The organism is Kordiimonas sp. (assembly GCF_048264555.1).
Classification (GTDB): domain Bacteria; phylum Pseudomonadota; class Alphaproteobacteria; order Sphingomonadales; family Kordiimonadaceae; genus Kordiimonas.
This window is the reverse complement of record NZ_JBLXCX010000002.1, coordinates 778,383-805,335: the sequence shown is the minus strand read 5'-3', so window position 1 is coordinate 805,335 and position 26,953 is coordinate 778,383. Positions and strand designations below refer to the sequence as shown.

The window sequence follows — 26,953 nt, the reverse complement described above, 5'->3', positions numbered from 1 at the left end:
GTTGCCCAAAAAATTGGGCAGCTTTAATGTGCCGAAAACGCGCCTATCATGAATTGGAGAGAGACATATGAACGATGCTTTGCCACGCTATGAAGAGACGCTCGCGTCTTATGCTTGCAAGCCGTCTGAAAGCCGTGGCCGGGTATTCAAGGAGCCCGAGACGCCGAATCGCAGCTGCTATCAGCGCGACCGCGACCGGGTGATCCATTCATCGTCCTTCCGTCGCCTTAAGCACAAGACCCAGGTTTTTGTGTATCATGAGGGTGATCATTTTCGCACACGGCTCACTCATTCCCTTGAAGTGGCGCAGATCGCACGGTCTATCTCACGCTCCATGCACTTGAATGAGGATCTGGCGGAGGCACTGGCGCTCGCGCATGATCTTGGGCATCCGCCTTTTGGTCACATTGGGGAAAGTGTTCTTGATGAGTGCATGAGCGGCTTTGAAGGTTTTGACCATAACGCGCAGGCGCTTCGGCTCCTGACCCGGCTTGAGCACCGCTATGCGTCCTTTGAGGGGCTGAACCTCACATGGGAAACGCTGGAAGGCCTCGCGAAGCATAATGGCCCCTTGATCGACGAGGCGATTGACCCGAAAAAACCACCGGAGCATCTGCCTTTTGGTATTCGGGACTATTTGCCGGAAAATGATCTGGAAATTCACACCTATGCATCGGCTGAGGCGCAGATCGCGGCGCTTGCGGACGACATCGCTTATTCGAGCCATGATCTGGATGACGGCTTGCGGGCTGGGCTGTTTGAGCTTTCTGAATTGAAGCGCATCCCGGTTGTGATGCAGTTGATTGATGAGGTGAAATGGACATATCCGGATGCGCCGAAGGATGTCACCATTCATGAACTGGTGCGCCGCCTTATCAACCGCATGGTGGCAGACCTGATGGTAGAAAGCACCAAGCGCATTACCGCTCTTGACCCCAAGTCACCGGACGATATCCGAAACGCGGGCCAGCCAACGATTGCGTTTGGCAATGACATGCAACAAGCCGTGAAGGAACTGAAAGGTTTCCTCTTTGATCGTATGTATCGCCACTATTTGGTCAACCGTATGGGCAGCAAGGCAAAAAGGGTGGTCACTGACCTCTTCAATCTATATATCTCTGAGCCCGAATGCCTGCCAACGGAATGGAGCGAGCGTGCTGGCGAGCGAAACTCAGCCGAAACCGCCCGTGTGGTGGCTGATTTTATCGCTGGTATGACCGACCGTTTTGCCTTCCGTGAACATGCTAAATTGTTTGATTTGAACCGAGTATCACTATGAATGTTTTTACCCATTTTCGGGGTGTTATTGACGACCTGCTGAACGGCTTTGCTGCAAATGGCAAGTTGCCGGAGGGGCTGAACCTGAAGAATATTGCCGTTGAACCGCCACGTGACGCGAGCCACGGTGATATTGCGACCAACGCTGGCCTTGTGCTTGCCAAGGAAGCACGCATGAAACCGCGCGATATTGCGGAACTTCTGGCCCCAGGCCTTGAGGCGCTAGATCAGGTTGAACGTGTAGAGATTGCCGGCCCGGGATTTATCAACATGCGCTTGGCGCCAGGATTCTGGCAGGCGCAAGTGAAGGCGATACTCGACGCGGGCACCAGCTTTGGTGACAGCACCCAAGGTGGTGGCGAGAAGGTCAATATTGAATATGTGTCTGCCAACCCAACGGGGCCGATGCACGTGGGGCACGTGCGGGGCGCAGTGTTTGGTGATGCACTTGCGAACCTGCTCGGTAAAGCAGGCTTTGAGGTCTGCAAGGAATATTACATCAACGACGCAGGCAGCCAGATTGATACGCTCGCGCGTTCTGCGCACCTCCGGTATCAGGAGGCTCATGGCCGTGATATTGGTGAAATTCCTGAAGGCCTGTATCCGGGCGACTATCTGGTGCCGGTTGGTGAAGCGCTCAAGGAAAAATATGGCGACAAGTTTCTGGATGCGCCGGAAGAAGACTGGCTCGCGCTTTTTAAGGTTGAAGCCTCAGACGCGATGATGGTGATGATCCGTGAGGATCTGCGCCAGCTTGGTGTCGAGCATGACGTGTTCTTCTCAGAGCGCTCACTTCATGAAAGTGGCCGTATCCCTGAGGCGGTGGAAGTGCTGCGTAGCCGCGGGCATATCTATGAGGGCGTGCTGGAGCCGCCGAAAGGCAAAACACCTGAGGATTGGGAGCCGCGTGAGCAAACACTGTTCCGGGCGACCGAGTTTGGCGATGATGTAGACCGGCCGCTGCAGAAATCTACGGGCGAATACACCTATTTCGCCGCAGATATCGCGTATCACCATGACAAATATGTACGTGGTTACAAGCAGATGATCGATGTGCTTGGCGCAGACCACGGCGGGTATGTAAAGCGGATGCAGGCTGCCGTGAAGGCGCTATCGGAAGATGGATCGCTCGATGTGCGGCTTTGCCAACTGGTGAAGCTATACCGCGATGGTGAGCCGTTCAAAATGTCCAAGCGTGCTGGTAACTTCGTGACGCTGCGCGAGGTCGTTGAAGAAGTGGGCGCAGGTGTGACACGCTTCATCATGCTCACGCGGAAAAACGATGCGCCGCTTGATTTTGATTTCAAGAAGGTGATGGAACAGTCAAAAGATAACCCGGTGTTTTATGTGCAATATGCACATGCGCGGGTGTGTTCGGTGCTTGCAAAAGCAAGGGAAGCTTTCCCGTCGCTTGATACATCAGATGCAAGCCTCGCTGCGGCTGATCTCTCGCTTCTATCGACAGAGGGTGAGATTGGCATGATCAAGCAGTGCATGGCGTGGCCACGCATGGTTGAGGCGGCCGCGGAAGCCCATGAACCGCACCGTATTGCATTTTTCCTTTATGATTTGGCCTCAGAGTTCCATACTTTCTGGAACAAGGGTAACGATGACGCGAGCCTGAGGTTCATCATCGAAGGGGATGAGGCTGTTACAAAGGCACGGATGGCGCTTGTACGCGCAGTCGCAATCGTGATTGCAAGCGGGCTTTCTGTACTGGGCGTAACGCCATTGGAGGAAATGCGGTAACATGTCCGATAATGACAGAAGCACACCAAACAGAGAGCCATTAACAGCCGAGAAGGATATTCCGCCTTGGTTGCAGCCCGTGCCGGAAGCGGAAGAGCCGACAGGCTTTCTTGCCGGCAAGCGCATGTGGGTGGCAGCCGCTGTTGCGGTGACGGTTGTGGCGCTTTTTGTTGCAGTTATCTTTTCGCTCTATGACGGCGGTTCAGATGAAGCCCCGCGGCATATCACGGCGGATAACAGTCCGGTTCGGGAAAAACCTGCGGAGCCGGGTGGCATGGATGTGCCCTATCAGGACAAACAGGTTTTTGAGCGTGCGAACGGGAGCCAGACGTCCTCAAGTGAAGTAAGCCTCGCACCGCAGCCGGAAGAGCCGCTTGAGGCGCTACCTGAAGAGGAAGACCTTGCTGGGGCGGATGACCCAATTGGTGATATTGCGGCAGAAGTTACCGAAACAACGACAGCTGCAAAACCGCAAATCGCAGAACCCAAGCCACAGCCGAAAGCTGAACAGAAGCCTGAAGCAACAAAACCTGCGCCTGCGCCCGCGAAAGCTGCGGCATCAGGGTTTAAAGTGCAGCTTGGTGCCTACGGCTCTGAAGAATCGGCGGAAAAAGCGTGGCGGGCTGTGCGCGGCAAGTTCAGCAACTTCCTCTCGGGCCTGAGCCCAAGTTATGAGGCTGTGAAAACAGGTGACCGTACGCTCTATCGCCTTCGTGTGGGCTCACTTGAAACACGGGCTGCGGCAGATGAGGTCTGTTTGGGTCTGCGGGCGCAGCAACAGGCTTGTATTGTTGTAAATCCTTGAAGGTCGAATAGATGATCCCTGTCATTTTTGGCTGCTCGGGCCCGGTGCTCACAAAAGAGGAGCGTGGCTTTTTTGAGCGCATGAAACCTGCGGGCTTCATTCTCTTTAAACGCAACTGCGTGGACGCTGATCAGATCAGGGCGCTGGTGTCTGACCTAAAGAAAGCCGTTGGTCGCCATAAGGTGCCTATCCTGATTGATCAGGAAGGGGGCAGGGTTCAGCGGATGGCGGAGCCCCATTGGCGCAAGTATCCGCCCATGGCCACCTTCGGTAATATGGCCAAGAAAGACCCGACGCTTGCGGCCAGCGCGCTCAGGCTCAATTGCCGTTTGATCGCCGATGACCTGCGCCGGGTAGGCATCAACGTGGATTGCCTGCCTGTCCTTGATGTGATGCGTGACGATGCGGACCCTATCGTGGGGGACCGGGCCTTCTCGCGCGACCCTGACCTTGTGGCCGCTTTTGGTCGTATTGTGGTGGACGCCTTGATGGATACGGGTGTGTTACCCGTCATCAAGCATTTGCCAGGGCATGGCCGTGCGACAGTGGACAGCCACCTTGAGCTTCCGGTCGTAGACACGCCAGTGGCAGAGCTCGATAAAACAGACTTTGTGCCGTTTCGTGCGATCAACGACGCGCCTTTCGGCATGACAGCACATATCAAATATAGCGCGATCGACCCAAAGGCTCCCGCTACGCTCTCAAAGGTGGTTATTGGTCGGGTTATCCGCATGAAGTTCGGATTTAGCGGCATCCTGATGTCAGATGACCTTTCCATGAAGGCGCTGTCGGGTGACTTTGAAACACTCACGCGGGGGTCGTTCGCAGCTGGTTGTGACCTCGTGCTGCATTGCAATGGCAAGTTGGATGAGATGCAGGCTATCGCAAACGCGGCGCATCCTATCTCAGGAAAGCTTGAGAAACGTATCGCTTCCCTCATATCAGAGGCGGACCAGAAGCCAATGCCGGACCGCGCGGACCTCAGGGCCCGTTATGAAGCTCTGATGGAAAAATTCTAAGCCACAAACTGCAGGCACAAGTTAAGAGGACCAATCCTTGTTGGACATGATGGCAGATAAAATTCATTTGCTCAGTATAATGGCGCTGCCGTTTTTGCTTGCGGTTACGCTTCATGAAGCCGGGCATGCCTTTGCTGCTAACGCCCTTGGCGATAGCACTGCAAAATCACAAGGGCGGCTATCTCTAAACCCACTTGTGCATGTTGATAAGGTAGGCACGGTTATCATCCCGTTGGTGGCGGTTTTGGCTAGCTTGCCGTTTCTGATCGGTTACGCAAAGCCGGTACCCATTCAGCCACGATATTTCAAGAATATGCGCCGCGATATGGTGATTGTCGCGCTTGCGGGACCGCTAGGTAACCTTGCAGTGGCGATTTTCTGTGCGTATGTGCTGCGGTTTTCTATCGGTTTTGGCGCGACTGGTGCCGACTGGATCACGAACACCATGTATTACGGCATCTTCATGAATTGCCTCTTTATGGTGTTTAACCTGCTTCCCATTCCGCCCCTTGATGGCGGTGGTGTTGTTGAGCAGTTCCTCCCCTACGAGGCGGCAAAAAGCTATCGTTCCATTGCGCCCTATGGCTTTTTCATCCTTATGGGTATTATCATTCTGGCAAAAGAGATAATCCTTGTGCCAACATTCTTCATGACTGATCTTGTTGTGAGCTTGGTTGGCGTGCCGGTGTAATGGAATTTGAAGAAGACATCAAAGGTGTAACACCCCAGGGGCATGACCCTGATCAGCTTGTGCTCCAGATGGAGGGGTTCGAGGGGCCTCTTGATGTGCTTCTTACTCTTGCGCGTGCGCAGAAGGTCGACCTCACCCAGATATCGATCCTTGAACTGGTAGAACAGTTCCTTGAGTTTGTGGCAGCCGCGAAAAAGTTGAAGCTTGAGCTGGCGGCTGACTATCTGGTGATGGCCGCATGGCTCGCATACCTTAAGTCGCGGCTGTTGCTGCCCAAGGAAGATGACGACGAAGAGCCATCGGCGGAAGAACTGGCTTTTCGCCTGCAACTGCGCCTCCAGCGCCTTGAAGCGATGCGCGAAGCGGGTGCACGCCTCATGGCGCGGGACAGGCTCGGGCGGGACGTGTTCAGGCGCGGTAAACCCGAAGGCCTGAAGCTTCTCAAAAAAGGCAGCTATGATGTGACGCTCTATGAGTTGTTGCGCGCCTACGCCGACAATCGCCAGCGGCATTCGATAACCGAGATCAGAATTGAACGGCGGCCAGTGTATTCCCTTGAGGATGCTATTGAGCGCCTATCCGGGCTGATTGGGGATGCGTTTACGTGGTCCACCCTTTCAACCTTTCTGCCGAATAACTTGAAGGACGACAGGCTGCGGCGCTCTGCGCTTGCAAGCATGTTCGCGGCCTCGCTTGAGCTAGCGAAAGCAGGGCAGGCGGATTTGAGACAAATGGAAACTTTTGGCCCCATCTATCTGCGCCAGCGCGTGCAGGACGATAGTGCCGGGGCAAACGATAACAAGAACGACTGATAACCATGTTGCAAACCGACACCACAGAAACTCAAGGCCGCGAGGCTCAACCCATCAGCCCGGAACTGGCAATCCAGCACCGGCGTATGGTGGAGGCTATTTTGTTCGCGAGCGAAAACCCGCTTTCCGTTGAGGATATTGCTGAGCGAGTGCCTGAGGGCGTTGATGTGGCCGCTCATATTGAGGACCTGCGGGAAGCTTACGCACACGCTGGTGTGAACATTGTGCAGGTGGCGGGCAAATATATGTTCCGTACCGCTGATGACCTCTCATTTCTTTTGCGCCGTGAAGTGGATGAGCCGCGCAAGCTGTCGCGTGCGGCAGTGGAAACCATGGCGATCATCGCCTACCACCAGCCGGTAACGCGGGCGGAGATTGAAGAAATTCGTGGTGTTTCCATCTCCAAAGGCACGCTGGATGTGTTGATGGAAGCCGGTTGGGCGCGCATGATGGGGCGGAAACGTACCCCAGGTCGCCCAGTCACTTACGGTACGACCGAAGACTTTCTCGTGCATTTTGGCATTGAAACAATAAAGGATCTGCCAGGTGTACAGGAGTTGAAGGCAGCTGGCCTTCTCGACAGTGTTGACGCTGCGCTTGACAAGATGGGCGGCATGCCAAACCCAGCGAAAGCGCTTGAGGAGGCCGAAGGCCAGATAGACCTTGAAGAAGCGATCGCAATGTCTGAGCGGGCGGAGCAGTCAGCCGCCGAGCCAGATGAAGGCATTGATGCAGAAATTGAAGACGAGGATGACCGCGCTGAACCATGACTTGTCATGGCTGGCGGGGCTTCCCAGATAGTGATACAAGCCAAAACAACATAACCACCAACCAGTTGGTGGCGAGAGGGAGAATAGAACGATGTTTCCGGGTTGGTTACAAATTGCACTGGTAGTGCTGTTGATTGTGCTTCTGTTTGGTCGTGGCAAGATTTCCGGCCTTATGGGGGATGTTGCGCAAGGCATCACAAGCTTCCGTAAGGGCCTCAAGGAAGGCATGGAAGCACCCGAAGACGAAGCGCCAAAAGCTGTTGAAAACAAAAAAACCATTGATGGTGAAGTTGTTAAAACTGCTGAACAAGAAAAAGACAAAACTGACGCGTAAACCAGCACCATCAGTTCTGAGGTCGGGAGTCCGTATTCATGTTTGATATCGGTGCGATGGAGCTTTTTGTCGTCGCTGTGCTGGCACTTGTTGTTGTTGGCCCCAAAGAGCTGCCGAAACTGCTGCGCACAATCGGCGGGCTTGTCCGCCGGATGCGCGAGCTCTCAGCTGAGTTCCGGCAAGGGGTGGAGCAGTTGGCAGCAGAAGCCGAGCGTGAGACGGACCCCTTCCGTGACCTCAGGAAAAAAGAGGGTCTGCGCCCAGGCATGAGCCCTGAGGAAATCACCAATCACATCATGAAAAACCGGGAAGCTGAGGAAGCTGAAGAAGCCATGAAAGTGGCGAAAAAAGCATCAAAAGGCCCCAAGGTGGTGGGTGATGAAGCGCCAAAGGCAACTGACGACGGGGGGGCAAAAGCATGATGACCCCTGAGCAGTTGGGCAGTGAAATACCGGGCAAACCAGATATAACCGATGAAGATGAGGTTGAAGCCAGCCGCGCGCCGCTTCTTGATCATCTGAACGAATTACGCTCGCGCCTGATCAAGGTGCTGATCGGTATGGCCATTACTTTTGGTATTGGTGTGTATTTCTCGGCGGAGATTTTCCAGATTCTCGCGCGCCCTTATATGGAAGCGCAGGCGGGTAACGAGAACGCCCGCATGATCTTCACCGGCCTGATGGAAGGTTTTGCGGTTAACCTCAAGGTAGCGCTTTATGGGGCGTTCATCGTTACCTTTCCGCTGCTGGCACTCCAGCTATGGAAGTTCGTGGCGCCCGGCCTATACCGGGATGAAAAGAAGGCGTTTTTGCCGTTCCTCGTCGCGACACCCATTCTTTTTGCGATGGGAGCCTCGCTCGCCTATTTCCTTGTCATTCCATGGGCTTGGCAATTTCTTTTGAGCTTTGAGCAGGCTGGCGGCGCGGGCGCTATTGCGATTACCGCTGAGGCGAGGGTAAGCGAATATCTATCGCTTGTGATGCAGATGATCTTTGGCTTCGGGGCTGCGTTCCTGCTGCCGGTTGCCCTAACACTGATGGGGCGAGTTGGTATTGTGTCGGCTGAATCGCTCAGGGCCAAGCGCCGGTATATGGTTGTTGGTACCTTCCTGGCAGCAGCTTTCCTGACGCCGCCAGACCCGATTAGCCAGATCGCCCTTGGCATTCCCATACTGCTCCTGTATGAGATTTCCATCCTGCTGATTGCAGCGACAGAAAAGAAAAAAGCGGAAGCTGAAGCCTTGGAAGACGAGGCGAGCTAAGCCTTCAATAAACCGAGAGTCCCATGTTTGACCTGAAATTCATCCGCGAAAACCCTGAAGCATTTGACGCGGCGCTCAGTCGCCGTGGCGAAGAGCCCCGCGCGAGCGAGATCGTAGAGCTTGATGCCAAGCACCGCGCGTTGTTGACCGAAGCGCAAGCCGCACAGGCGCGCCGCAACGAGGCCTCCAAACTGATTGGTCGCGCCAAAGGGCAGGGAAATGAAGAAGAAGCGCAGGCGTTGATGGATGAGGTCTCGGGCCTCAAAACCCGCCTGTCTGAGCTTGAAGAGGAAGAGCGCACCCTCGGTGAGACCCTGAATACGCTTCTGATGAGCCTGCCAAACATGGTGTATGATGATGTGCCGGACGGGGCAGACGAAAACGAGAATGTGGAAGTGCGCACGTGGGGCACGCCCGCAAGTTTCGATTTTGAGCCCAAGGAGCATTTCGACCTTGGTGAAGCCCTTGGCATGATGGACTTTGAGCGGGCAGCCAAGCTTTCCGGCTCACGTTTTGTAGTGCTTTCAGCTGGTGTGGCGCGGCTCTCTCGCGCGCTTGGGCAATTTATGCTCGACCTTCACACAAGCGAGCATGGTTATACGGAAGTCATCACACCTGCGATGGTGCGCGATACCGCGCTTCTTGGCACTGGTCAGTTACCAAAGTTTGGCGAAGACGCCTTTAAAACCACAACAGATCATTGGCTGATCCCAACCTCTGAGGTAACGCTCACCAATCTGCATTCAGGTGAGATTCTGGAAGAGGAAGATCTGCCACTGCGCTTTACAGCCCATAGCCAGTGTTTCCGCGCGGAAGCGGGCTCAGCGGGGCGTGATACCCGCGGTATGATCCGCCAGCACCAGTTTGAAAAGGTTGAGATGGTCACCGTGACCACCGAAGAAAAATCTGATGAAGAGCTGGAACGCATGACAGCGTGCGCGGAAGAGGTACTCAAGCGTCTTGAAATACCGTTCCGTACGGTAAAGCTTTGCACGGGTGATATCGGTTTTGGCGCGCGCCGCACGTATGACATTGAAGTGTGGTTGCCGGGGCAGGGTCGCTACCGCGAGATTTCCAGCTGTTCCACCTGCGGTGATTTCCAGGCCCGGCGTATGAAGATGCGGTGCCGTCCGAAGGGTGAAAAACAAACGCGTTTTGTGCATACCCTGAATGGATCTGGCCTCGCGATTGGCCGTACGTTGATCGCGGTTATGGAAAATTATCAGCAAGCTGATGGCAGCATCCGTGTGCCGGATGTGCTGAAACCCTATATGGGCGGCCTAGAGGTTATCGGCGCCTGAAAATAACGTAAGGCGGTTGTTATGGCAGCTATTTCTGCAGCACGTATTCTTGTCTCGAACGATGATGGTATCAACGCTCCCGGCCTTGAGGTGCTTGAGCGTATCGCGCGGCAGTTCAGTGACGATGTATGGGTTGTGGCACCCGAGGAAGAGCAGTCGGGCGCGGGCCACTCGCTCACGCTGTCCCGTGTGCTTCGCCTCAGGCAACTTGGTGAAAAGCGCTGGGCCGTGTCTGGCACGCCAACTGACTGTGTGATGATGGCCGTGAATAAGATCATGAAAGAGAATAAACCCACACTTATCCTCTCCGGTGTTAACCGGGGCGGCAATATGGCGGAAGATGTGACTTATTCGGGCACCGTATCCGTTGCAATGGAAGGCCAACTCGCTGGTGTGCCGTCTATTGCCTTCAGCCAATGCACTAGGCCAGATACACGCACGAAATGGGAAACGGCTGAGAAATTTGGACCTGAGGTGATCCGCCGCTTGCTGGAAGCTGGATGGCCAGAGACGGTGCTGATGAACGTGAATTTCCCGGCAGTATCACCTGACGAGGTGAAGGGCATCAAGGTTACAGAGCAGGGGCTGCGTGAGCTAACCGGCACCAATATCGACGAGCGTGTCGACCCCCGTGGTTTCACTTACTACTGGTTCGGGCTTGGGCGTGAAGTAGGCGTGCCTGGGCATGAGACAGACCTTAAAGCGATCAGGGAGAATTATATCTCTGTGACGCCGCTACACCTTGACCTCACCCACCATGAAACGCGGCGCTCTATGCTCGGCCTTGTTGATGGTGCGCTCTAAAATCGTGTTATAAAATAGCATTGGCATATTGCCGAACAAAGGGCATGCAGCTATCTTCAAAGTATGACGGGTGGAGGATCAAAAAGACGGCGGTATTTGGCTCCTATCGCATTGGGGATAGGGGCAATAGCTGTTCTTTCCGCATGCTCCTCCGGCTACCGGACGGTGCCACCGGCTGATATTCCCGCTGTGAGCTTCGTGCGTAACGCGCCAAAGCCCATTCCCTGGCCTAAAGTGAAGCCAAGGCCGCCTGTAAGATATGCATCAACAACACCGAGGTCTCCTGCATCGGTGACAACTGCTCCTACTAGCGCCCGTTCCTCAGGTGGTAGTCACATTGTGCGCAAGGGGGAGACGCTCTATTCCCTGTCGCGCCGCTACGATGTGCCACTGCGCACCCTGGTGGCTGCAAACGGTTTGAAGTCGCCCTATACCCTTGCGGTTGGTCAGCGGCTGAGTGTGCCAAGCGCGCAGGTGCATACGGTTGCAAAGGGAGAGACCGGCTACAGCATTTCGCGCCGTTACGGTGTGACGGTATCTGCTTTGATGCAGGAAAATAAGATCAGGCCGCCATATACGCTTGCGATTGGTCAGACCTTGCGTTTGCCAGGCGGCGCAGCGGGAAATACCACCACAGTGGCTTCTTCAAGCCCGCGCGTTGTAACATCGACACCACCACGAGGGCGATCTGTACCGCGCGCAACGCCACCACCACGATCATCAAGTGGGTTCGATTGGCCGGTCTCTGGCAAGTTGGCATCGCGCTACGGCCCCAAGCAGGATGGTCTGCATAACGACGGTATCAACATTATCGCCCGTCAGGGCACACCGGTTAAAGCATCTGATGCGGGGGTGGTCGTATATGCCTCCAACGCGCTTCAGGGCTATGGCAACCTGCTTCTGGTGAAGCATTCTGGTGGTTGGATTACGGCCTACGCCCACAATGAACGCCTGCTTGTTCGGCAAGGGCAGCAGGTCACTAAGGGCCAGGTGATTGCGCGTGTGGGCAACACGGGTGGCGTTAGTGAGCCACAGTTACATTTCGAGATCAGGAAAGGGCGGCAAGCCCTTGATCCACTTCGCTATCTTCAGCGCACACAGGCGTCCGCGTCACCTTAGAAACGCACGCGCTTACCAAGCTCACCGGCAACGCTGACAACAAATTGCCAGGCGGTCCTGCCTGATCTGTTGCCACGTGTTTTGGCCCATTCAAGAGCGGCAGGTCGCCAGTCGATGTTTCCTTTGAGGTCAAAGGCGGCCAGGTATCCTTCAATCATCTCAAGATATTCTGTTTGGTCACATGGGTGAAAGCCAAGCCAAAGGCCAAAACGGTCTGAGAGAGCGATTGTTTCATCCATTGATTCGTTGGGGTGAATGCCTGTGGCGCTTTCCTGTTCCATCATGGCGCGGGGCAACAGGTGGCGGCGATTGGAGGTGGCATAAAAGATGACATTCTCCGGCCTGCCTTCCAGCCCACCCTCCAGCACTGACTTGAGGGCCTTGAAATCCTGATCGGGGTTGTTGAAGGAAAGGTCGTCGCAAAACACAATGAAATTCCGGTCCGCGTCGCGCAGTTTGGTGAGAAGGCCGGGCAGGGCTGCGATATCCTCACGGTGAATTTCCACAAGTGCTGGCGCGTCTGCTGCTTTCTCCGCCACAACAGCGGCATGCACAGCCTTGATGAGCGTCGATTTGCCCATGCCGCGCGCGCCCCAAAGCAGAGCATTGTTGGCTGAAGCGCCTGCGGCAAATCGTCTGGTATTATCGAGAAGTGTGCGCTTGGCGCGGTCGATGCCCTTAAGAAGGGCCAGATCTGGGGCGGAGACGCGGTCGATGCCGCGCAGATACATACCGTCAGCCTCAAATACAAAAGCATTAGCAGAATCAAGCGGTTGTTGAAGGTTTTTTGTCTTGCCGCTCTGTGCGTCAAGTGCGTCGGTCAACCGTTCTATCGCGGCAATCAATCTGGTGCTGTCTTGCGTGCTGGCCATCGACCCTTGTATCCTTTTGCAGATAGACCCATTTAGGTTTGGCTTGATACCATGGTGATTGTTGCATTTGAAGGCAATGAAGCTATAGTCCCGGCAACGAAATTACCCGGTGGCCGAGGGAGCCACGTTACTTAAGAGGTTTGTCACATGTTCTTTTCACCAGTTTTCGCACAGGCAACCAGTGCGGCGCCACAGCAACCTGGCATGCTTGAGAGCTTTTTGCCGTTTGTTCTGATCATCGCCGTTTTCTGGTTTTTGATTCTCCGGCCGCAAAACAAAAAGATGAAAGCGCACCGCGAGATGGTGAATAACGTTAGCCGTGGTGACACTGTTGTGACCGCCGGTGGCCTCATTGGTAAAGTGAGCAAGGTCAAGGACGACAACGAGATAGAAGTTGAGCTTGCCGACGGCGTGCGGGTGCGCGTTGTGAAAAGCACTCTCACAGACGTTCGCTCCAAAAGCGAACCGGCAAAGACCGAAGAAAAGAAGTAATACCGCAGCCCGGAGCCAAAGGTTCCGGGCGCTCTCATTAGGGGATGCCGCATGTTGACCTTTCCACGCTGGAAAGTGCTGATGATCGCAGCCGTATGCCTGTTTGGTGTATTGGCTGCCCTGCCAAACTTTTTGACCGAAGAGCAGCGCTCTGAGCTGCCTGGTTTCCTGCCATCGAAAACACTGAGCCTTGGTCTTGACCTTCAGGGTGGTGTTTATCTGCTGCTTGGCGCGGAAACTCAGGATGTTGTTGATACCCGGCTCAATAATCTGGCCGATCAGGTCCGGGATATCCGTCGCTCTGTCAGGTCATTGAATTTCCGCAACGTGCGCACAGACGGCCACTCGGTCGTTTTTGAAGTTACCCGAGAAGATCAGGTTGAAGAGGCCCGTAAGGAACTTCTACCCCTGACCCAAAATTCCGTCGGCGCAACAAACCCGCTTATGGGGGGCGGCGTACAGGAAATCGAGATGAGCCACGAGGGGCTGGAGTTTCGTCTTGCGCTTACCGATGCAGGTATTGAGGTGCAAAAGCGCGAAGCGATTGCGCGCGCCATGGAAGTTATTCGCAAGCGCGTGGACCCTGATGGCACTAAAGAGATTACGCTTCAGCCACAAGGCAATGACCGCATCATTCTTGAGGTGCCCGGCGCAAGCGACCCTGAAGAGATCAAACGCCTTATCGGTAAAACCGCGAAACTCACCTTCCATGATGTAAACACCAATGTAAGCCCGGAAGATATCGCGCGTGGACGCCTTGGCCCGCGGGAACGAGCCGTTCCCATGTCTGACCAGCCAGGGTCTGTGGTGATCAAGGAACGTGTGATTGTCTCTGGTGATGACCTCACAGACGCCAAAGCTGCCTTTGACCAGAACGGTCGCCCCGCCGTGGCCTTCACTTTCAACACATCTGGCGCGCGCCGCTTCGGTAATCATACGCGTGATAATATCGGTCGTCCGTTCGCGATTGTGCTTGATAACTCTGTTATCTCCGCGCCGACGATCCAGTCTGCGATCATGGGTGGGCAGGGCCAGATCACAGGCGTTGGCAACTCTGCTGAAGCACAAGAGCTGGCAACACTTCTGAAGGCTGGTGCGCTTCCGGTGCCGCTGACAGTGATGGAGCAGCGCACTGTTGGGCCTGATCTTGGCTCAGATTCGATTGAAGCGGGTGAGTGGGCGGCAACGGTTGGCTTTGCGGGCGTGATCCTCTTCATGCTGCTGGCCTATGGTGGCTTTGGCATTGCCGCGAATATTGCCCTTATCACCAACCTCGTCTTGATAATGGGGGCGCTCAGCATGTTCCAGGCAACGCTTACGCTGCCGGGCATCGCGGGCATCGTGCTTACCATCGGCATGGCGGTTGATGCGAACGTGCTAATCTTTGAGCGGATCAGGGAAGAGCAGTCAAACGGTCGTAAGCCCTTTGGCGCGATGGAGCATGGCTACGGCGAAGCGCTATCAACCATCATGGATGCGAATATCACCACCTTCATTGCTGCAGCGGTTCTCTACATGCTGGGCTCTGGACCGGTGCAGGGTTTCGCGGTGACGCTGGCGATCGGTATTCTTACCTCCATGTTCACGGCTGTGGTATTGACCCGGCTTATCCTTGCAACCTGGCTGAAGCGGGCACAGCCTGCTCGCCTACCAGTTTAAGGGGGCGCGGATCATGCTTTTACGTCTCGTTCCAGAGAATACAAAAATTGCTTTCATGAAGCCGCGCAAGATTGCTTTTGCAGTCTCGGGCCTCCTTATCCTCGCCTCCATCGCGCTGTTCGCGATCAATAGCCTGAACTACGGCATCGACTTCAAAGGCGGTATCGCCATCGAGATCGGTATGAATGACCGCAGTGAAGTGCCGCTCGCAACCGTGCGGGAGACCGCAAGCGGGCTTGGGCTGGGCAATGTCTCGGTTAAGGAATATGGCGACGCATCTGAGGCGCTTGTGCGGGTTGAGCGCCAGCCGGGTGATGAAGAAGCGCAGTCTGCCGCCATGGTTAAGGTGCGGGAAGCACTGGCGGAAGCCGTGCCGGGCATTACCTTCCGGCAGGAAAATATCGTGGGGCCGGTGGTGTCCGGTGAACTGAAGCGCGACGGTACGCTTGCGGTTACCATCGCTGTTATCATGGTGCTGATATACATCTGGTTTCGGTTTGAGTGGCAGTTTGGGCTTGGCGCCGTCGTCGCACTTGTGCATGACGTTTTGCTGACTGTTGGCTTCTTTGCTGTTACCCGGCTTGAATTCAACCTGTCGGTTATCGCAGCGCTTCTGACTATTGTTGGTTACAGCCTTAACGATACTGTGGTGGTTTATGACCGTATCCGCGAGAATATCCGCAAATACAGGAAGCTGCCTCTCGAGGACCTGATCAACCTGTCACTGAATCAGACGCTCAGCCGTACCTTGATGACGTCCTTGACCACGCTTTTGGCGCTTCTGGCGCTCTATTTCCTTGGTGGTGCTGTGATCCAGGGCTTCACAGCGGCGATGATCTGGGGCGTTGTGGTTGGTACCTATAGCTCGGTCTTTGTGGCATCACCGCTGCTGTTGAGCTTCGATATCCGCCGTGATGCGATGATCAATGAGCCCGAGAAGGCTGACCCTACGGTGGACAAATCCCGCCCAACCAACCCGTTTGAGCAGATGTAGGGCATAATGGCAGGCAAAAGCTTCACATCCGGTGGTGTATCGCTTGAGGCACAATCCCGTGACGATCTGCTTCTGGTGGACGGATACGGAGACGGAGGCTTTCGCCTGCTTGGCCGCCGGGTAGAGGGGGGCGTGATGGTCCTGCCTACGGGGTTTTACCCTATCGAAGCGGAAGATGTGAAAAGCCTCACCGCAAACGACGTGGTGAAAGCCCGCGAAGCTGCGCAGAAGCCTGAACTGATCCTGATCGGGACGGGCGAGAAGATGCAGCTTGTGCCGTCTGCCTTCAAAAGTCACTTAGAGGCTGAGGGCATCGGGTATGATGTGATGGATACGGGCGCGGCCGCCCGTACCTATAATGTGCTCCTGATTGAAGGGCGTCAGGTGGCGGCCCTTCTCCTACCTGTGGATTGACCTCCGCCGCGTTTGTCGCTCAGGCACATCGCTTCGTCGCACATCACCGCATTTCGACGCAGTTTCCTGTCCGTCTGTCGATATCGCCTTCCGCTTCCTGATCATTCGGCGCAGTCTCAATATCACAAGAAAGTGATAAGCGCTGGCAACAGCATCAGCGCGTCAGACAGCAACAGGATAGGGCCTGCCAATGGGCCAGAAGTTACGGAGGTTATGATGCCAACACCGATTATCGATATCACAAATCAGGCGTCCTCAATGAAGCGGCGTATTGCCCTTATTGCAGGGCTTTCGCTTTCAACCATCATGCTCGCGGGCAACAGCGGCGCTATGGTCGCTTTTGACGACGAAGACAAGGTCGAGAACGCGGAAGAGAAGAAAGTTGAGAAGAAAAAAATCCGTGTGATCCGATCCGGCGGGCCAGTGACGGTTATCCGCGAAGACAAGGACGGTGCGGACAAGGTCGAAATTCAGAAACACGTCCGTGTGCATATTGACGAGGAGCGCATGCAGGCGATTGCTGAAACCAAAGAAGCGCTTGAGAAAGTGAATGCGCGCATTGAAAAAGCCCGCAAGAAAGGAGAAAAGCGAGCGCTTGAAGCTGCAAAGGATGGCCTTGAAACAGCGCTGAGGGCGCTTGAGAGCAAACGAGAGCATATGACCTATGCCTATGCTTATGGCCCGTCCCACGCAGAAATCCGCCGTATTGAGATTGATGCGCTTGAAGGTGCGCTCCGGGATATGGAAGTCCAGGTCGGTGATCTTGGCCGGATGCGCATTGAGCTGAAGGAAGACCTGGCCGAAGCGCGTGAGGATATCCGTGAGGCTTTTGAGGACATCGAACTGGAGTTTGAGTTTGATGCGGAAGCGCGGGAGCGCCACGTAATTGACCTTGATCATGCAGCGCGGTCACTTGACGAGATGGAAGAGCAGCACCTTGAAGAGCTTCGCCGCGCTGAGGAACAGCTGAAACGCGAGCGTGAGCGCCTTGAGCAAAGGCTTGATGAGCGGCGCGCGAAGGCGTTGGAAGAAGACGCCAAGCCTGAATAAGTGAGCACTATATAGCGAATTTATGGGAGGCAGGCCGAAGGGCTTTGCCTCCTCGCATTTTTGTGAAGCGTGCCAGATTAAAAGTTTACTTGAGCTTTTTGTAATAGTGTAGCATTCTTGGGCCAACTCAACGCTACCGGGGAATAGCAATGAAACCCTTAGCTATCATCGCACTTGCGACCACAGCCATTGTCGGCGGTTCTTCCTTCGCAGGAGAGCAGCTTACCTCATTTGATGGTGTGGGCTCCATGGTGCTTGATATGGCTGATGAGCCGACCCAGATGGCGGATCTATCGCCGGTTGCCTCATCCGAGCACAGCGGTGGACAGTGTGAGGAATCCCAGCAGGCGCTTAATGCTCGTATTGAAGGCATGTATGCTGAGTTTGAGCATAGCTTCAAAATCTCGGAAGCCATGATCACCGAGTTTGACGTGAATAAGATTGAAGCCCGGATTGAAGCTGCAATCGCGCCATTTGCCATGACTGCACCAGAGATGCAGGCAGTTGAGACGCGAGTGGTGGCGAACACCAATGTGCAGAACATGCGCCGGGAAGCGCTGGCTGAGGCACATGCGACGATTGAAAAACGCCGTCATGAACTGAAGGCGCGAATCGCAGATGTGAAAAGCCAGCAAAGCCGCAAAGCACTTATGCAGGCCGAGAAGGCCCTGAAGCGTGCGCAAGAAGCGCTGCACCACTAGTCTGCCTCTTGCATGTGCTAATCAAAGAGAACACCGGGTTTTGCCCGGTTTCTTTTTGTCTGAATGTGATGGGTTCTGCACTCTCACCTTAGATTATATCTATGTGGCGCAATAGAATTACTTAAACGCCATAAAAATCATTTCGATGATTGCGCAATGGCGTTGCACCCGCCGGTTTTATCCCTTAGAGCTAGGCCTTTGATGGCAGAGCCATCTCACTGAACATTTGTGTAAACCAATTCCGGATCAAACCTCATCATGAGCACGCAAGACTTTTACCGTATTCGCCGCCTTCCGCCTTATCTGTTTGCTGAAGTAAACCAGATGAAAGCGGCGGCACGAGCGCGTGGTGAGGATATCATCGATATGGGGATGGGGAACCCGGACCTGCCAACCCCGCAACACATCGTTGATAAGCTTAAGGAAACGGTGGATAACACAACAGCCCACGGCTACTCGGTCTCCCGTGGTATTCCCGGGCTACGCCGCGCCCATGCCGCTTATTATAAGCGCCGTTTTGGTGTGGACATCGACCCTGAGACCGAGAATGTCGTGACCTTGGGCTCCAAGGAGGGGCTCGCGAACCTCGCGTCCGCCATCACCACACCGGGCGACGTTATTCTCGTGCCGAACCCCAGCTTCCCGATCCACCCCTACGGTTTCATGATCGCAGGTGCGGCTGTTCGCCACCTCCCGATGGCGCCAGGGCATGATTTTCTGACGGAGCTTAAGTACGCGGTGCAGCATAGTGTTCCGACGCCAACGGCTGTAATCCTCTGCTATCCGGGTAACCCGACCGCAGAGGTCGTGGATTTGGCTTTTTATGAAGAAGTGGTGGACTTCTGCAAGAAACACGGCATCTGGATTTTGTCTGACCTCGCGTATTGCGAGATCTATTTTGACGATAACCCACCACCGTCCATCCTGCAGGTTAAGGGCGCGAAGGATATCGCGATTGAGTTCACCAGCCTGTCGAAAACATATTCGATGGCGGGGTGGCGCGTTGGCTTTGGTGCGGGCAACAAAGACCTTGTGGCCGCCCTCACGCGGGTTAAGAGCTATCTGGACTATGGCGCTTTTACGCCAATTCAGGTTGCTGCTGTGGCGGCGCTCAATGGCCCACAGGACTGTATTGAGCTTCATCGCCAGACCTATAAAAAACGTCGGGATGTTCTCGTTGAGGGGTTGGCGGCTGCCGGGTGGGAAATCCCAAGCCCCAAAGCCAGTATGTTTGCCTGGGCACCTATCCCTGAGGAGTTTAGGGAAATGGGCTCGATGGAGTTTTCCAAACTGTTGCTGACGGAAGCCAAGGTGTCGCTCTCACCCGGTATCGGGTTTGGGGAGTATGGCGAAGGTTTTGTCCGCATCGGCCTTGTGGAGAATGAACACCGCATCAGGCAGGCTATCCGCAACATTAAGAAATTCATGTCCCGCAAAGATGAGCTGATTGCGGCGTGGCGTGCTAAACAGAAATCAAAGTAATGGTTCGCGCGCGAGAGGCGCGCAAGAGTGGAGATCAGTATGAGTTTGACAGACGGGCAGGACATTGTCCTTGGTATTGCGGGGCTTGGCACCGTTGGTGGTGGTGTCATCAAAATCCTTGAAAAACACGCGAGCCTTCTGGCCGCGCGGTCAGGGCGCAATATCACGATTGGTGGTGTTTCCGCCCGTGACAGAAGCCGTGACCGGGGTGTGGACCTCTCGTCCTACGCCTGGTTCGATAATGCGGTTGATATGGCTGCGGCGGACACCGGCATCAATGTCATTGTTGAACTTATTGGCGGTTCAGATGGCCCGGCACTGGCGCTGGCGCGCGAGGCACTCGGGCGCGGCATCAGCCTGATCACCGCAAACAAGGCGCTTATTGCGACCCATGGCAAGGAACTGGCGGCACTGGCCGAGGAAACCGGTGCTGACCTCCGTTTTGAGGCCGCAGTTGCGGGCGGTATACCCATCATCAAGGCGCTTCGGGAAGGTCTGGCGGGTAACGGTGTCTCGAGCGTGCGCGGTATCCTTAATGGTACCTGCAACTATATCCTGACCCGTATGGAACGCGAGGGCCTGGCCTTTGATGTGGTTTTGAAAGACGCGCAACAGCTTGGTTATGCTGAGGCTGACCCTACCTTTGATATCGACGGCATTGATACAGCGCACAAAACGGCCATTTTGGCTGCGCTCGCGTTTGGTACGGAGCCGGATATCGAAAACCTGCCAACCGAGGGCATTCGCAACATCGCCCCGGTGGATATCGAATATGCCAAGGAGCTGGGCTATAGAATCAAGCTTCTGGGTGTTGCCCAGCAAACGGAAGAAGGTATAGAGACCCGCGTCCATCCTGCCATGGTGCCTATTGCAGCGCCGCTTGCCAATGTGATGGATGCCGTCAACGCCGTTGTTGTACACGGCGATTTTGTGGGGCAGACCGTCTATGAAGGCGCCGGCGCAGGCGAAGGGCCGACGGCTTCGGCTGTTGTGGCGGACATTATTGACGTTGCGCGTGGGCAAGGTGGCCCCCGACTTGGTATTCCTGCATCTAGCCTTAGGGTTGCAGCGCCTGTGCCGGTTTCTAAACATCGTGGCACCTATTATCTGCGGTTGCGCGTTGAGGATCGTCACGGTGTGATGGCTGATATCACCAAGATTTTGGCGGAAGAGCAGGTATCGATCGAGAGCATGCTCCAGCGTGGCCGTGCATCCGATGGTGGTGTATATATCATCATGACAACCCATGAAGTTGTTGAAGCTTCTGTTGCATCCGCACTTGAGCGTTTCACTGAACTGGAATGTGTGCTAGAGACCCCGGCAATGCTAAGAATAGAAGCTTAATAAGGGGAACTATCTTATGTCGTCACAGGATCTGAACCGCATCTTGGTTCTCGAGGTGGTTCGCGTGACCGAAGCGGGCGCAATTGCTGCAAGCAAATGGACGGGCCGTGGTGATGAAAAGGCCGCTGATGCTGCTGCCGTTGAGGCCATGCGCAAAGCGTTCAACAAACTGCCAATCGACGGCACCGTGGTGATCGGTGAAGGTGAGCGCGACGAAGCGCCAATGCTCTATATTGGTGAAAAAGTAGGCGCCGGTGGCCCGAAGGTTGATATCGCGCTTGACCCGCTTGAAGGCACAACAATCTGCGCGAAGGCAATGCCAAACGCGCTTGCGGTACTCGCAATCTCCGCCGAAGGTGGCCTTCTGAACGCACCTGACGTGTATATGGACAAGATCGCTGTTGGTGGTGGTTTGCCACAAGGCGTGATTGATCTCGACAAGAGCCCGTCAGACAACGTGCGCGCTGTGGCCGACGCCAAAGGCAAAGCTATCGATGAGATGACGGTTTGTGTGCTTGATCGCCCACGTCACGCAGCGCTTATCAAGGAACTGCGGGAGCTTGGCTGTGGTGTTGCATTGATTGGTGACGGTGACGTTGCTGGCGTGATCGCAACAACCGATGAAGCAACGGGTATTGACCTTTATATGGGCTCAGGCGGCGCACCTGAAGGTGTGCTGGCAGCTGCAGCGCTCCGCTGCATTGGTGGTCAGATGCAGGGCCGTCTGTTGTTCCGCAACGATGACGAACGCGCACGCGCAGCCAAGTGGGGGATTGAGGACCTGAACCGTAAATACGCCATGGAAGATATGGCATCCGGTGATGTGATCTTCGCGGCAACCGGTGTGACCGATGGTTCCATGCTCAAGGGCGTGCACCGCACGGCGGCTGGGTTCACCACGGATACCATCACCATGCGGTCAAAAACCAAAACAATCCGCCGCGTTCAGGCGACCCATGGGCCAGAAGGTCGGCAATAAGGGCACGCTTTGACACAAACGATTGAGAATACTGATGCGGCGGAGCCTCTTCTTGGGGTCCGCCGTTCTGCTTTGGGGCAGGCATGGATGATGCGGGGCGGTGTGCCGCGCATCGCTGAAGCCATTGCCGAAAAGCTTGGTGTGCCGATGGTGGTGGGCCAGCTTATCGCCGGGCGTGGCATCGGGCTTGAAGAGGCACCTGATTTTTTTGCGCCGTCTCTCAAGGAAAGCCTGCCGGACCCGTCTACCATTCTCGATATGGATAAAGCCGTCACACGGCTCGCAAGTGCCCTTCAGCACGGTGAAGAGATTGCTATTTATGGTGACTATGATGTGGACGGTGCGACCTCAAGCGCTGTGCTGTATCGCTACCTCACTGCTCTTGGCGCCAAGGTCCGCATCTATATCCCTGATCGCATGGTGGAAGGTTACGGCCCCAATGTGCCTGCGCTGCTGGGCCTGGGGGAGGCGGGTGTCAAGCTCATCATCACCGTTGACTGCGGCACGCTCTCATTTGAGCCGCTTAAAGCCGCGAAAGCTGCCGGGCTTGATGTGATCGTGGTGGACCACCATAAAGCTGAACCTGAGCTGCCTGAGGCCGTGGCGGTCGTGAACCCGAACCGACTTGATGACGATAGCGGGCAGGGCCAGTTGGCGGCAGTTGGTGTTGCTTTCCTGCTGGCAGTTGCCATGAACCGGGCGCTGCGGGAAGCAGGATGGTTTGCGGGTGAACGGCGGGAGCCGAACTTGCTTGGCCTTCTCGATATCGTAGCACTTGGTACCGTGTGTGACGTGGTGCCGCTTGTGGGTGCGAACCGCGCCCTGGTGGCCCAGGGGCTCAAAGTGATGGCCCAGCGCCGTACACCGGGGCTTGTGGCCCTTGCAGACGTGGGGCGCGTGTCTGAACAGCCTACGTGCTATCATGCGGGGTTTATTCTGGGCCCGCGGGTGAATGCCGGTGGCCGGGTAGGGGAAAGCTACCTTGGCGCACAGCTTCTCACCACGAATGATATCGTTGAGGCACGTGCGATAGCGGAAAAGCTCGACCGCTACAATGAAGAGCGCCGGGCGATTGAAGCCGAAGTGCAGGCGGAAGCCTTGGCGCAGGTGGAGCGCGCTATTGGTGCGGCGGGCAGCCCGGATACGGTTGTGGTCGCCGCAGGTGAGGGCTGGCACGCGGGTGTTATTGGCATTGTGGCGTCGCGCCTCAAAGATAAATACGGCCTGCCTGCCTTCGTGCTCGCGATTGAAAATGGTGAAGCCAAGGGCTCAGGCCGTTCCATCAGCGGTGTGGATATGGGCGCGGCGGTGATTGAGGCCGTGCAAAAAGGTTTGCTGATCAAAGGCGGCGGCCATGCGATGGCGGCAGGGCTTACGATGGCGCCTGACAAGATTGAGGAATTCACGGCCTTCCTGAAAGATTTCATGGGCAAGGCTGTTGCCAAGGCGTCGTCCAACCGTGCGCTTAAAATTGACGGGGTGGTGAGCCTCTCAGGCGCAACGGCTGAGCTTGTTGACCAGATCGATGCAGTAGGCCCCTTTGGGGCGGGCAACCCGACCCCCAACTTCGTGATCCCGGATGTGGACCTTATTAAGGCTGACCTTGTGGGGCAGAATCATCTGCGCTGTATCTTCAAATCCAAGGACGGCAAATCCATTAAGGCTATGGCCTTCCGGCAGTGGGAGGAACCCTTGGGCGAGCTTTTGCGCACAGGCATCGGCAGGCGCTTCCACGTGGCAGGAAAGCTCAAGAAAGACACCTGGGCCGGGGCCGGTAAAGTGGAAATGACGCTTGAGGACGTGGCGCTTGTTGGTGCACCGTAAGAAAAATGCAAAAAGGTGTTGACCGGGCTGCTGCACCCCGGTATCTAGGCCCCCGTCGCATCGGAGATTGATTTGCGGTCCCTTCGTCTAGCGGTCTAGGACGTCGCCCTTTCACGGCGAAAACACGGGTTCGAGTCCCGTAGGGATCACCATCTCCTGACAGACCATTCAAGTGAGAATGGTCCCTTCGTCTAGCGGTCTAGGACGTCGCCCTTTCACGGCGAAAACACGGGTTCGAGTCCCGTAGGGATCACCACTTCTCACCTTAAATGAGCCTCGCATTTCGCGGGGCTTTTTTGTTTTCACCGGTCATTCGCGATGCGCGAGTTGGCAAACCGTTGCTTTTCCAAAAAAATCTGGCACGTTAACTGGCGATAAAGTGCTTGCTGTTAGCTTTGGGGAGAAGCGATGGGAGTGTGGCATCGGTCGATCGTCATCTTAGCGTCACCTCATGGCCCGATTGTCTCTTTTTCGCCAAATGTTTGTCATATTGCATACACATGGGCTCGGCATAAAGGGTGCGGGCAAGGGATTAGGTGACGTTGAAGAAATTATCTCGCGACATTTTGACGGTGATGGGCGTCTTTGCTGGCATATCGGCAAGTGGTGCCGTTTTTGCCGAGAGTCCTGTGGCAACCGGTGTGATGCCCTCCGCCACACTTCATGCCACAAATGTCGCCACACTTTCCGCCACAGTGGCCCCGAATCCCGCCACAGTTTTGACGTCAGTCTCTCCTAAAAACCTGAACGATGGTGTCAGTCTCAAGGTACTTTCTTATAATATTCATGGTTTACCGTCGCCGCTGCGCAGTAAAACCACCCCGCTTTTTGAACGCATCGCTGAAATCCTACGCGCGCGCCGGGCGGAAGGATCGCAGCCAGAAGTGGTTCTCCTACAGGAGGCTTTCGACGGTGACGCCCGTATAATCGCGGATACCACCGGTTACCGGTATGTGCTTAAGGGCCCGGGGCGTAAGGATAATTCAGAGAAGGGGCGCGCCCACTGGGTGCCGCAAACCCGTAAAACCTATGCCAGTTTCTCGGACCCCCAGAAGTTTATCGGCAGCGGGCTTTATATCCTGTCGGATTATCCCATCGTGAAAGCCCAGCATAAGGTGTTCGATAGCGATATGTGCGCAGGCTATGATTGCCTGTCCAATAAAGCGATCCTGATGGCAAGTATTCAGGTGCCGGGCGTTTCCGTGCCTATCGATATTATCAACTCGCACTTCAATTCACGGCGGTCAGCCAAAGCGCCGTCCAAACATGTGTTTCGCGCGCACCAGCGCCAGACGGATACCCTCAGCTGGTTCATGAAGAAGCTTTGTGGTTCGGCTCCCGCTATTGTGGCAGGTGACTTCAACACCAAGCAGCGGGAGCGGTATGATTATTTCCGTGCGACCCTACCGCTTGTGGATGCCGCAGAAGACTGCCTTGGCACTGAAGGGGTCTGCCGCCTTGATGAAGGCACGCCAAAGGCTCAGGTGCTTTATAACACCAACGATAAACATTTTTTTCAGGGCTCAGAAAACTATCTGATCAAGCCGGTCTATATGGTGCGCAACTTCAAGGAAGAGCTGGACGGGCGAGAGCTTTCTGACCACCTTGGGTATGAGGTTGAATATCGCATTACGCCAAATGCGGCGAGCATAGCACCCGCATCAGGGCAATCTTCATGGACCTCACGCTAGGGCGTTTAACTGTCTTGGGTATTCTGGCGCTGGTGGCAACTCCGGCGTTTGCGCAGACTATTGATCTTGGGCGTACCGGTCAGCCTGTCTATATCGAATCTGTACCTGTGGAAGATGAGCGCAAAAACGATGCCTGGGTGGGGCAGGTAGGGGTTGCACTGAACCTCAGCCCGCGTGCCTTGGGGGCGGGTGAGCACGTGACCTCGCTTGGGCTAGACCTAAGGGTCAGCTACAAGGATACATTTTTTATTGAAAACAATAAGATAGGGGCTGTTCTTACAAGCCGCCGTCTGTTGCGGGCGGGTGTGATCGCGCGCTTTAATGATGGGCGACGTGATGATCTGATCCGCCCTGATCTCGGCCCCGCCGATGAGATTGGCGACGCGGTTGAGGTCGGCCTGTTCGCGGGCACTTCGCTTTATAAACTCTTCTTGACCGCCGAGGCCTATATGGGCACCGGTGAAGTGCATGACGGTTTTCAGGTGGAGCTGGAAGGCGGTTATCTTTTTGAAGTGAATTCAAGGTTCAAGCTCGTGCCCGTTATCGGCGGCACATGGGGCTCACCAGACTATATGCAAGCCTATTTTGGTGTGCCGCAAGGCCACGCCCGCTTCCCGGCGTACAGGGCGGGTGGTGGGCTTTATGAAGTGCATGCCGAGTTGTCATCCGAGCATCGCCTTGCTAAAAATTGGCTGCTGAAAGGCGGTGTTCGCCTTTCCAAGTTGAAAGACAACGCGGCCTTGAGCCCGCTGGCCCGCGAACACCGGGTGCAGGCAAGGGCACAGATTGGCGTTGTATGGCTGTTTTAAGGGATGAAGATGATCAAGGCACTTGTTTTAGGAGCGATGGTGGCCATGGGTGGTACTGCATCCGCTAGTGCGGAAGGCCATGAGGGCTTTGTGAACCTCGCAGACTATATTCCTGGCATTGTGGTTGAAACCCGCTACGCAGGGCACAAGAATTTCATGGGCCGCCCAATTGCGGGTTACTTGGCTGCAAAATCCCTGATGAGCCAGGAAGGGGCCGATGCACTTGCCGCTGTGCAAGACGACCTTCGGCCCATGGGCTATACCCTTATGGTGTTTGACAGCTACCGCCCCCAGCGTGCTGTGGATGACTTTATGGCATGGGTGAAAGACAGCGCTGATACCAAAAACAAGGCCAGCTATTACCCGAATATCAGCAAAGACCAGTTGGTGCCACAGGGGTATATCGCAGAAAAATCTGGCCACACGCGCGGCTCAACCATTGACCTGACCATAGCTAAGGTTGATGAGAACGGGAAAGCGGTTGAGCTCGATATGGGCAGCCCTTGGGACTTTTTTGGCCCAATCTCGCATGCGCTAAACACTGATATCCCGGTGGAGGCGCAGAAAAACAGGGCGCTTCTGCGTGGGCTTATGCTCAAGCACGGCTTCAAGCCGTATGAAGCCGAGTGGTGGCATTTCTCGCTTGCGGACGAGCCTTACCCTGATACTTACTTCGATTTTGTGGTGGAATAGGCGCTT

27 protein-coding genes and 2 tRNA genes are annotated in these 26,953 nt (G+C 55.3%); 28 read left to right on the top strand and 1 reads right to left on the bottom strand.

What is annotated here, in order from left to right:
* Positions 1 to 67: 67 nt before the first annotated feature.
* The 13 genes from ACN0XZ_RS08875 to ACN0XZ_RS08815 all read left to right on the top strand — a co-directional run bounded on the left by ACN0XZ_RS08875 (position 68) and on the right by ACN0XZ_RS08815 (position 11,943).
* Positions 68 to 1,279: a deoxyguanosinetriphosphate triphosphohydrolase gene (locus ACN0XZ_RS08875; protein WP_417457380.1), complete on the top strand. Its 1,212-nt coding sequence runs from the start codon at positions 68 to 70 to the stop codon at positions 1,277 to 1,279.
* Positions 1,276 to 3,027: an arginine--tRNA ligase gene (gene argS, locus ACN0XZ_RS08870; RefSeq protein WP_417457379.1), complete on the top strand. Its 1,752-nt coding sequence runs from the start codon at positions 1,276 to 1,278 to the stop codon at positions 3,025 to 3,027. Before ACN0XZ_RS08875 ends, argS begins: the two co-directional genes overlap by 4 nt.
* A gap of 1 nt (position 3,028) precedes the next feature.
* Entirely contained in the window at positions 3,029 to 3,832 is an 804-nt protein-coding gene (locus ACN0XZ_RS08865; RefSeq protein ID WP_417457378.1) for an SPOR domain-containing protein, read from the top strand.
* 11 nt (positions 3,833 to 3,843) lie between these two features.
* Positions 3,844 to 4,851: a beta-N-acetylhexosaminidase gene (nagZ, locus tag ACN0XZ_RS08860; protein ID WP_417457377.1), complete on the top strand. Its 1,008-nt coding sequence runs from the start codon at positions 3,844 to 3,846 to the stop codon at positions 4,849 to 4,851.
* A gap of 46 nt (positions 4,852 to 4,897) precedes the next feature.
* Entirely contained in the window at positions 4,898 to 5,542 is a 645-nt protein-coding gene (locus tag ACN0XZ_RS08855; protein ID WP_417457581.1) for a site-2 protease family protein, read from the top strand.
* Positions 5,542 to 6,354, top strand: coding sequence for a segregation and condensation protein A (locus ACN0XZ_RS08850; RefSeq protein WP_417457376.1), 813 nt, complete (start codon positions 5,542 to 5,544; stop codon positions 6,352 to 6,354). Before ACN0XZ_RS08855 ends, ACN0XZ_RS08850 begins: the two co-directional genes overlap by 1 nt.
* Before the next feature lie 5 nt (positions 6,355 to 6,359).
* On the top strand, positions 6,360 to 7,124 hold the full coding sequence (gene scpB, locus ACN0XZ_RS08845; protein ID WP_417457375.1) for an SMC-Scp complex subunit ScpB: 765 nt from the start codon (positions 6,360 to 6,362) through the stop codon (positions 7,122 to 7,124).
* 91 nt (positions 7,125 to 7,215) lie between these two features.
* Positions 7,216 to 7,458 carry a twin-arginine translocase TatA/TatE family subunit gene (locus ACN0XZ_RS08840; RefSeq protein ID WP_417457374.1) on the top strand — a complete coding sequence of 81 codons (243 nt, stop codon included), beginning with the start codon at positions 7,216 to 7,218 and terminating at the stop codon, positions 7,456 to 7,458.
* Positions 7,459 to 7,496: 38 nt separating this feature from the next.
* Positions 7,497 to 7,880 (top strand): Sec-independent protein translocase protein TatB, encoded by a 384-nt coding sequence (gene tatB / locus ACN0XZ_RS08835; protein WP_417457373.1) that lies wholly within the window; start codon positions 7,497 to 7,499, stop codon positions 7,878 to 7,880.
* On the top strand, positions 7,877 to 8,719 hold the full coding sequence (gene tatC, locus ACN0XZ_RS08830) for a twin-arginine translocase subunit TatC (RefSeq protein ID WP_417457372.1): 843 nt from the start codon (positions 7,877 to 7,879) through the stop codon (positions 8,717 to 8,719). The genes tatB and tatC overlap by 4 nt, the downstream gene beginning before the upstream one ends.
* A gap of 23 nt (positions 8,720 to 8,742) precedes the next feature.
* Positions 8,743 to 10,020, top strand: a complete 1,278-nt coding sequence (gene serS, locus ACN0XZ_RS08825; protein WP_417457371.1) for a serine--tRNA ligase — start codon at positions 8,743 to 8,745, stop codon at positions 10,018 to 10,020.
* A gap of 21 nt (positions 10,021 to 10,041) precedes the next feature.
* Entirely contained in the window at positions 10,042 to 10,824 is a 783-nt protein-coding gene (gene surE, locus ACN0XZ_RS08820; RefSeq protein ID WP_417457370.1) for a 5'/3'-nucleotidase SurE, read from the top strand.
* Between the two features lie 339 nt (positions 10,825 to 11,163).
* Positions 11,164 to 11,943, top strand: a complete 780-nt coding sequence (locus tag ACN0XZ_RS08815; RefSeq protein ID WP_417457368.1) for a peptidoglycan DD-metalloendopeptidase family protein — start codon at positions 11,164 to 11,166, stop codon at positions 11,941 to 11,943.
* Here the strand turns inward: ACN0XZ_RS08815 and ACN0XZ_RS08810 are convergent.
* On the bottom strand, positions 11,940 to 12,815 hold the full coding sequence (locus tag ACN0XZ_RS08810) for an ATP-binding protein (RefSeq protein WP_417457367.1): 876 nt from the start codon (positions 12,813 to 12,815) through the stop codon (positions 11,940 to 11,942). The two genes, ACN0XZ_RS08815 and ACN0XZ_RS08810, sit on opposite strands and share 4 nt — an antisense overlap.
* A 147-nt stretch (positions 12,816 to 12,962) precedes the next feature.
* Between ACN0XZ_RS08810 and yajC the strand changes: the two genes are divergently transcribed.
* The 15 genes from yajC to ACN0XZ_RS08735 all read left to right on the top strand — a co-directional run bounded on the left by yajC (position 12,963) and on the right by ACN0XZ_RS08735 (position 26,947).
* Positions 12,963 to 13,307 carry a preprotein translocase subunit YajC gene (gene yajC, locus ACN0XZ_RS08805; protein WP_417457366.1) on the top strand — a complete coding sequence of 115 codons (345 nt, stop codon included), beginning with the start codon at positions 12,963 to 12,965 and terminating at the stop codon, positions 13,305 to 13,307.
* Positions 13,308 to 13,358: 51 nt separating this feature from the next.
* The gene (gene secD, locus ACN0XZ_RS08800; protein WP_417457365.1) at positions 13,359 to 14,966 is read left to right on the top strand and encodes a protein translocase subunit SecD; all 1,608 of its coding nucleotides are present in this window, start codon (positions 13,359 to 13,361) and stop codon (positions 14,964 to 14,966) included.
* 13 nt (positions 14,967 to 14,979) lie between these two features.
* A complete protein-coding gene (gene secF, locus ACN0XZ_RS08795; protein ID WP_417457364.1) occupies positions 14,980 to 15,960 on the top strand; it encodes a protein translocase subunit SecF in 981 nt (326 codons plus the stop codon).
* 6 nt (positions 15,961 to 15,966) lie between these two features.
* Complete coding sequence (locus tag ACN0XZ_RS08790) at positions 15,967 to 16,374, top strand: Mth938-like domain-containing protein (protein ID WP_417457363.1); 408 nt, start codon at positions 15,967 to 15,969, stop codon at positions 16,372 to 16,374.
* 216 nt (positions 16,375 to 16,590) lie between these two features.
* Positions 16,591 to 17,424 (top strand): hypothetical protein, encoded by an 834-nt coding sequence (locus ACN0XZ_RS08785; RefSeq protein WP_417457362.1) that lies wholly within the window; start codon positions 16,591 to 16,593, stop codon positions 17,422 to 17,424.
* A 149-nt stretch (positions 17,425 to 17,573) separates the two neighbouring features.
* Positions 17,574 to 18,125 carry a hypothetical protein gene (locus ACN0XZ_RS08780; RefSeq protein ID WP_417457361.1) on the top strand — a complete coding sequence of 184 codons (552 nt, stop codon included), beginning with the start codon at positions 17,574 to 17,576 and terminating at the stop codon, positions 18,123 to 18,125.
* Between the two features lie 258 nt (positions 18,126 to 18,383).
* Positions 18,384 to 19,607, top strand: a complete 1,224-nt coding sequence (locus tag ACN0XZ_RS08775) for an LL-diaminopimelate aminotransferase (RefSeq protein ID WP_417457360.1) — start codon at positions 18,384 to 18,386, stop codon at positions 19,605 to 19,607.
* Between the two features lie 39 nt (positions 19,608 to 19,646).
* A complete protein-coding gene (locus ACN0XZ_RS08770; protein WP_417457359.1) occupies positions 19,647 to 20,951 on the top strand; it encodes a homoserine dehydrogenase in 1,305 nt (434 codons plus the stop codon).
* A 16-nt stretch (positions 20,952 to 20,967) separates the two neighbouring features.
* Complete coding sequence (gene glpX, locus ACN0XZ_RS08765; protein ID WP_417457358.1) at positions 20,968 to 21,930, top strand: class II fructose-bisphosphatase; 963 nt, start codon at positions 20,968 to 20,970, stop codon at positions 21,928 to 21,930.
* A 9-nt stretch (positions 21,931 to 21,939) separates the two neighbouring features.
* The gene (recJ, locus tag ACN0XZ_RS08760; protein WP_417457357.1) at positions 21,940 to 23,754 is read left to right on the top strand and encodes a single-stranded-DNA-specific exonuclease RecJ; all 1,815 of its coding nucleotides are present in this window, start codon (positions 21,940 to 21,942) and stop codon (positions 23,752 to 23,754) included.
* Positions 23,755 to 23,830: 76 nt separating this feature from the next.
* Positions 23,831 to 23,906, top strand: a tRNA-Glu gene (locus ACN0XZ_RS08755).
* A 28-nt stretch (positions 23,907 to 23,934) separates the two neighbouring features.
* Positions 23,935 to 24,010: transfer RNA gene (locus ACN0XZ_RS08750), tRNA-Glu, on the top strand.
* 280 nt (positions 24,011 to 24,290) lie between these two features.
* The gene (locus ACN0XZ_RS08745; RefSeq protein ID WP_417457356.1) at positions 24,291 to 25,445 is read left to right on the top strand and encodes an endonuclease/exonuclease/phosphatase family protein; all 1,155 of its coding nucleotides are present in this window, start codon (positions 24,291 to 24,293) and stop codon (positions 25,443 to 25,445) included.
* Positions 25,430 to 26,254 carry a MipA/OmpV family protein gene (locus ACN0XZ_RS08740; RefSeq protein WP_417457355.1) on the top strand — a complete coding sequence of 275 codons (825 nt, stop codon included), beginning with the start codon at positions 25,430 to 25,432 and terminating at the stop codon, positions 26,252 to 26,254. The genes ACN0XZ_RS08745 and ACN0XZ_RS08740 overlap by 16 nt, the downstream gene beginning before the upstream one ends.
* 9 nt (positions 26,255 to 26,263) lie before the next feature.
* Positions 26,264 to 26,947: a M15 family metallopeptidase gene (locus ACN0XZ_RS08735; protein WP_417457354.1), complete on the top strand. Its 684-nt coding sequence runs from the start codon at positions 26,264 to 26,266 to the stop codon at positions 26,945 to 26,947.
* The last annotated feature ends 6 nt before the right edge of the window (positions 26,948 to 26,953 follow it).

Coding starts and splice junctions, on each gene's coding strand:
- ACN0XZ_RS08850 (WP_417457376.1), top strand. CDS start 5,542: ATGGAATTTGAAGAAGACATCAAAGGTGTAACACCCCAGGGGCATGAC.
- ACN0XZ_RS08780 (WP_417457361.1), top strand. CDS start 17,574: ATGAAACCCTTAGCTATCATCGCACTTGCGACCACAGCCATTGTCGGC.
- tatB (WP_417457373.1), top strand. CDS start 7,497: ATGTTTGATATCGGTGCGATGGAGCTTTTTGTCGTCGCTGTGCTGGCA.
- ACN0XZ_RS08855 (WP_417457581.1), top strand. CDS start 4,898: ATGATGGCAGATAAAATTCATTTGCTCAGTATAATGGCGCTGCCGTTT.
- surE (WP_417457370.1), top strand. CDS start 10,042: ATGGCAGCTATTTCTGCAGCACGTATTCTTGTCTCGAACGATGATGGT.
- ACN0XZ_RS08770 (WP_417457359.1), top strand. CDS start 19,647: ATGAGTTTGACAGACGGGCAGGACATTGTCCTTGGTATTGCGGGGCTT.
- ACN0XZ_RS08875 (WP_417457380.1), top strand. CDS start 68: ATGAACGATGCTTTGCCACGCTATGAAGAGACGCTCGCGTCTTATGCT.
- ACN0XZ_RS08775 (WP_417457360.1), top strand. CDS start 18,384: ATGAGCACGCAAGACTTTTACCGTATTCGCCGCCTTCCGCCTTATCTG.
- ACN0XZ_RS08865 (WP_417457378.1), top strand. CDS start 3,029: ATGTCCGATAATGACAGAAGCACACCAAACAGAGAGCCATTAACAGCC.
- ACN0XZ_RS08790 (WP_417457363.1), top strand. CDS start 15,967: ATGGCAGGCAAAAGCTTCACATCCGGTGGTGTATCGCTTGAGGCACAA.
- tatC (WP_417457372.1), top strand. CDS start 7,877: ATGATGACCCCTGAGCAGTTGGGCAGTGAAATACCGGGCAAACCAGAT.
- ACN0XZ_RS08785 (WP_417457362.1), top strand. CDS start 16,591: ATGCCAACACCGATTATCGATATCACAAATCAGGCGTCCTCAATGAAG.
- yajC (WP_417457366.1), top strand. CDS start 12,963: ATGTTCTTTTCACCAGTTTTCGCACAGGCAACCAGTGCGGCGCCACAG.
- ACN0XZ_RS08840 (WP_417457374.1), top strand. CDS start 7,216: ATGTTTCCGGGTTGGTTACAAATTGCACTGGTAGTGCTGTTGATTGTG.
- argS (WP_417457379.1), top strand. CDS start 1,276: ATGAATGTTTTTACCCATTTTCGGGGTGTTATTGACGACCTGCTGAAC.
- secF (WP_417457364.1), top strand. CDS start 14,980: ATGCTTTTACGTCTCGTTCCAGAGAATACAAAAATTGCTTTCATGAAG.
- ACN0XZ_RS08735 (WP_417457354.1), top strand. CDS start 26,264: ATGATCAAGGCACTTGTTTTAGGAGCGATGGTGGCCATGGGTGGTACT.
- secD (WP_417457365.1), top strand. CDS start 13,359: ATGTTGACCTTTCCACGCTGGAAAGTGCTGATGATCGCAGCCGTATGC.
- nagZ (WP_417457377.1), top strand. CDS start 3,844: ATGATCCCTGTCATTTTTGGCTGCTCGGGCCCGGTGCTCACAAAAGAG.
- serS (WP_417457371.1), top strand. CDS start 8,743: ATGTTTGACCTGAAATTCATCCGCGAAAACCCTGAAGCATTTGACGCG.
- ACN0XZ_RS08740 (WP_417457355.1), top strand. CDS start 25,430: ATGGACCTCACGCTAGGGCGTTTAACTGTCTTGGGTATTCTGGCGCTG.
- ACN0XZ_RS08810 (WP_417457367.1), bottom strand. CDS start 12,815: ATGGCCAGCACGCAAGACAGCACCAGATTGATTGCCGCGATAGAACGG.
- glpX (WP_417457358.1), top strand. CDS start 20,968: ATGTCGTCACAGGATCTGAACCGCATCTTGGTTCTCGAGGTGGTTCGC.
- scpB (WP_417457375.1), top strand. CDS start 6,360: ATGTTGCAAACCGACACCACAGAAACTCAAGGCCGCGAGGCTCAACCC.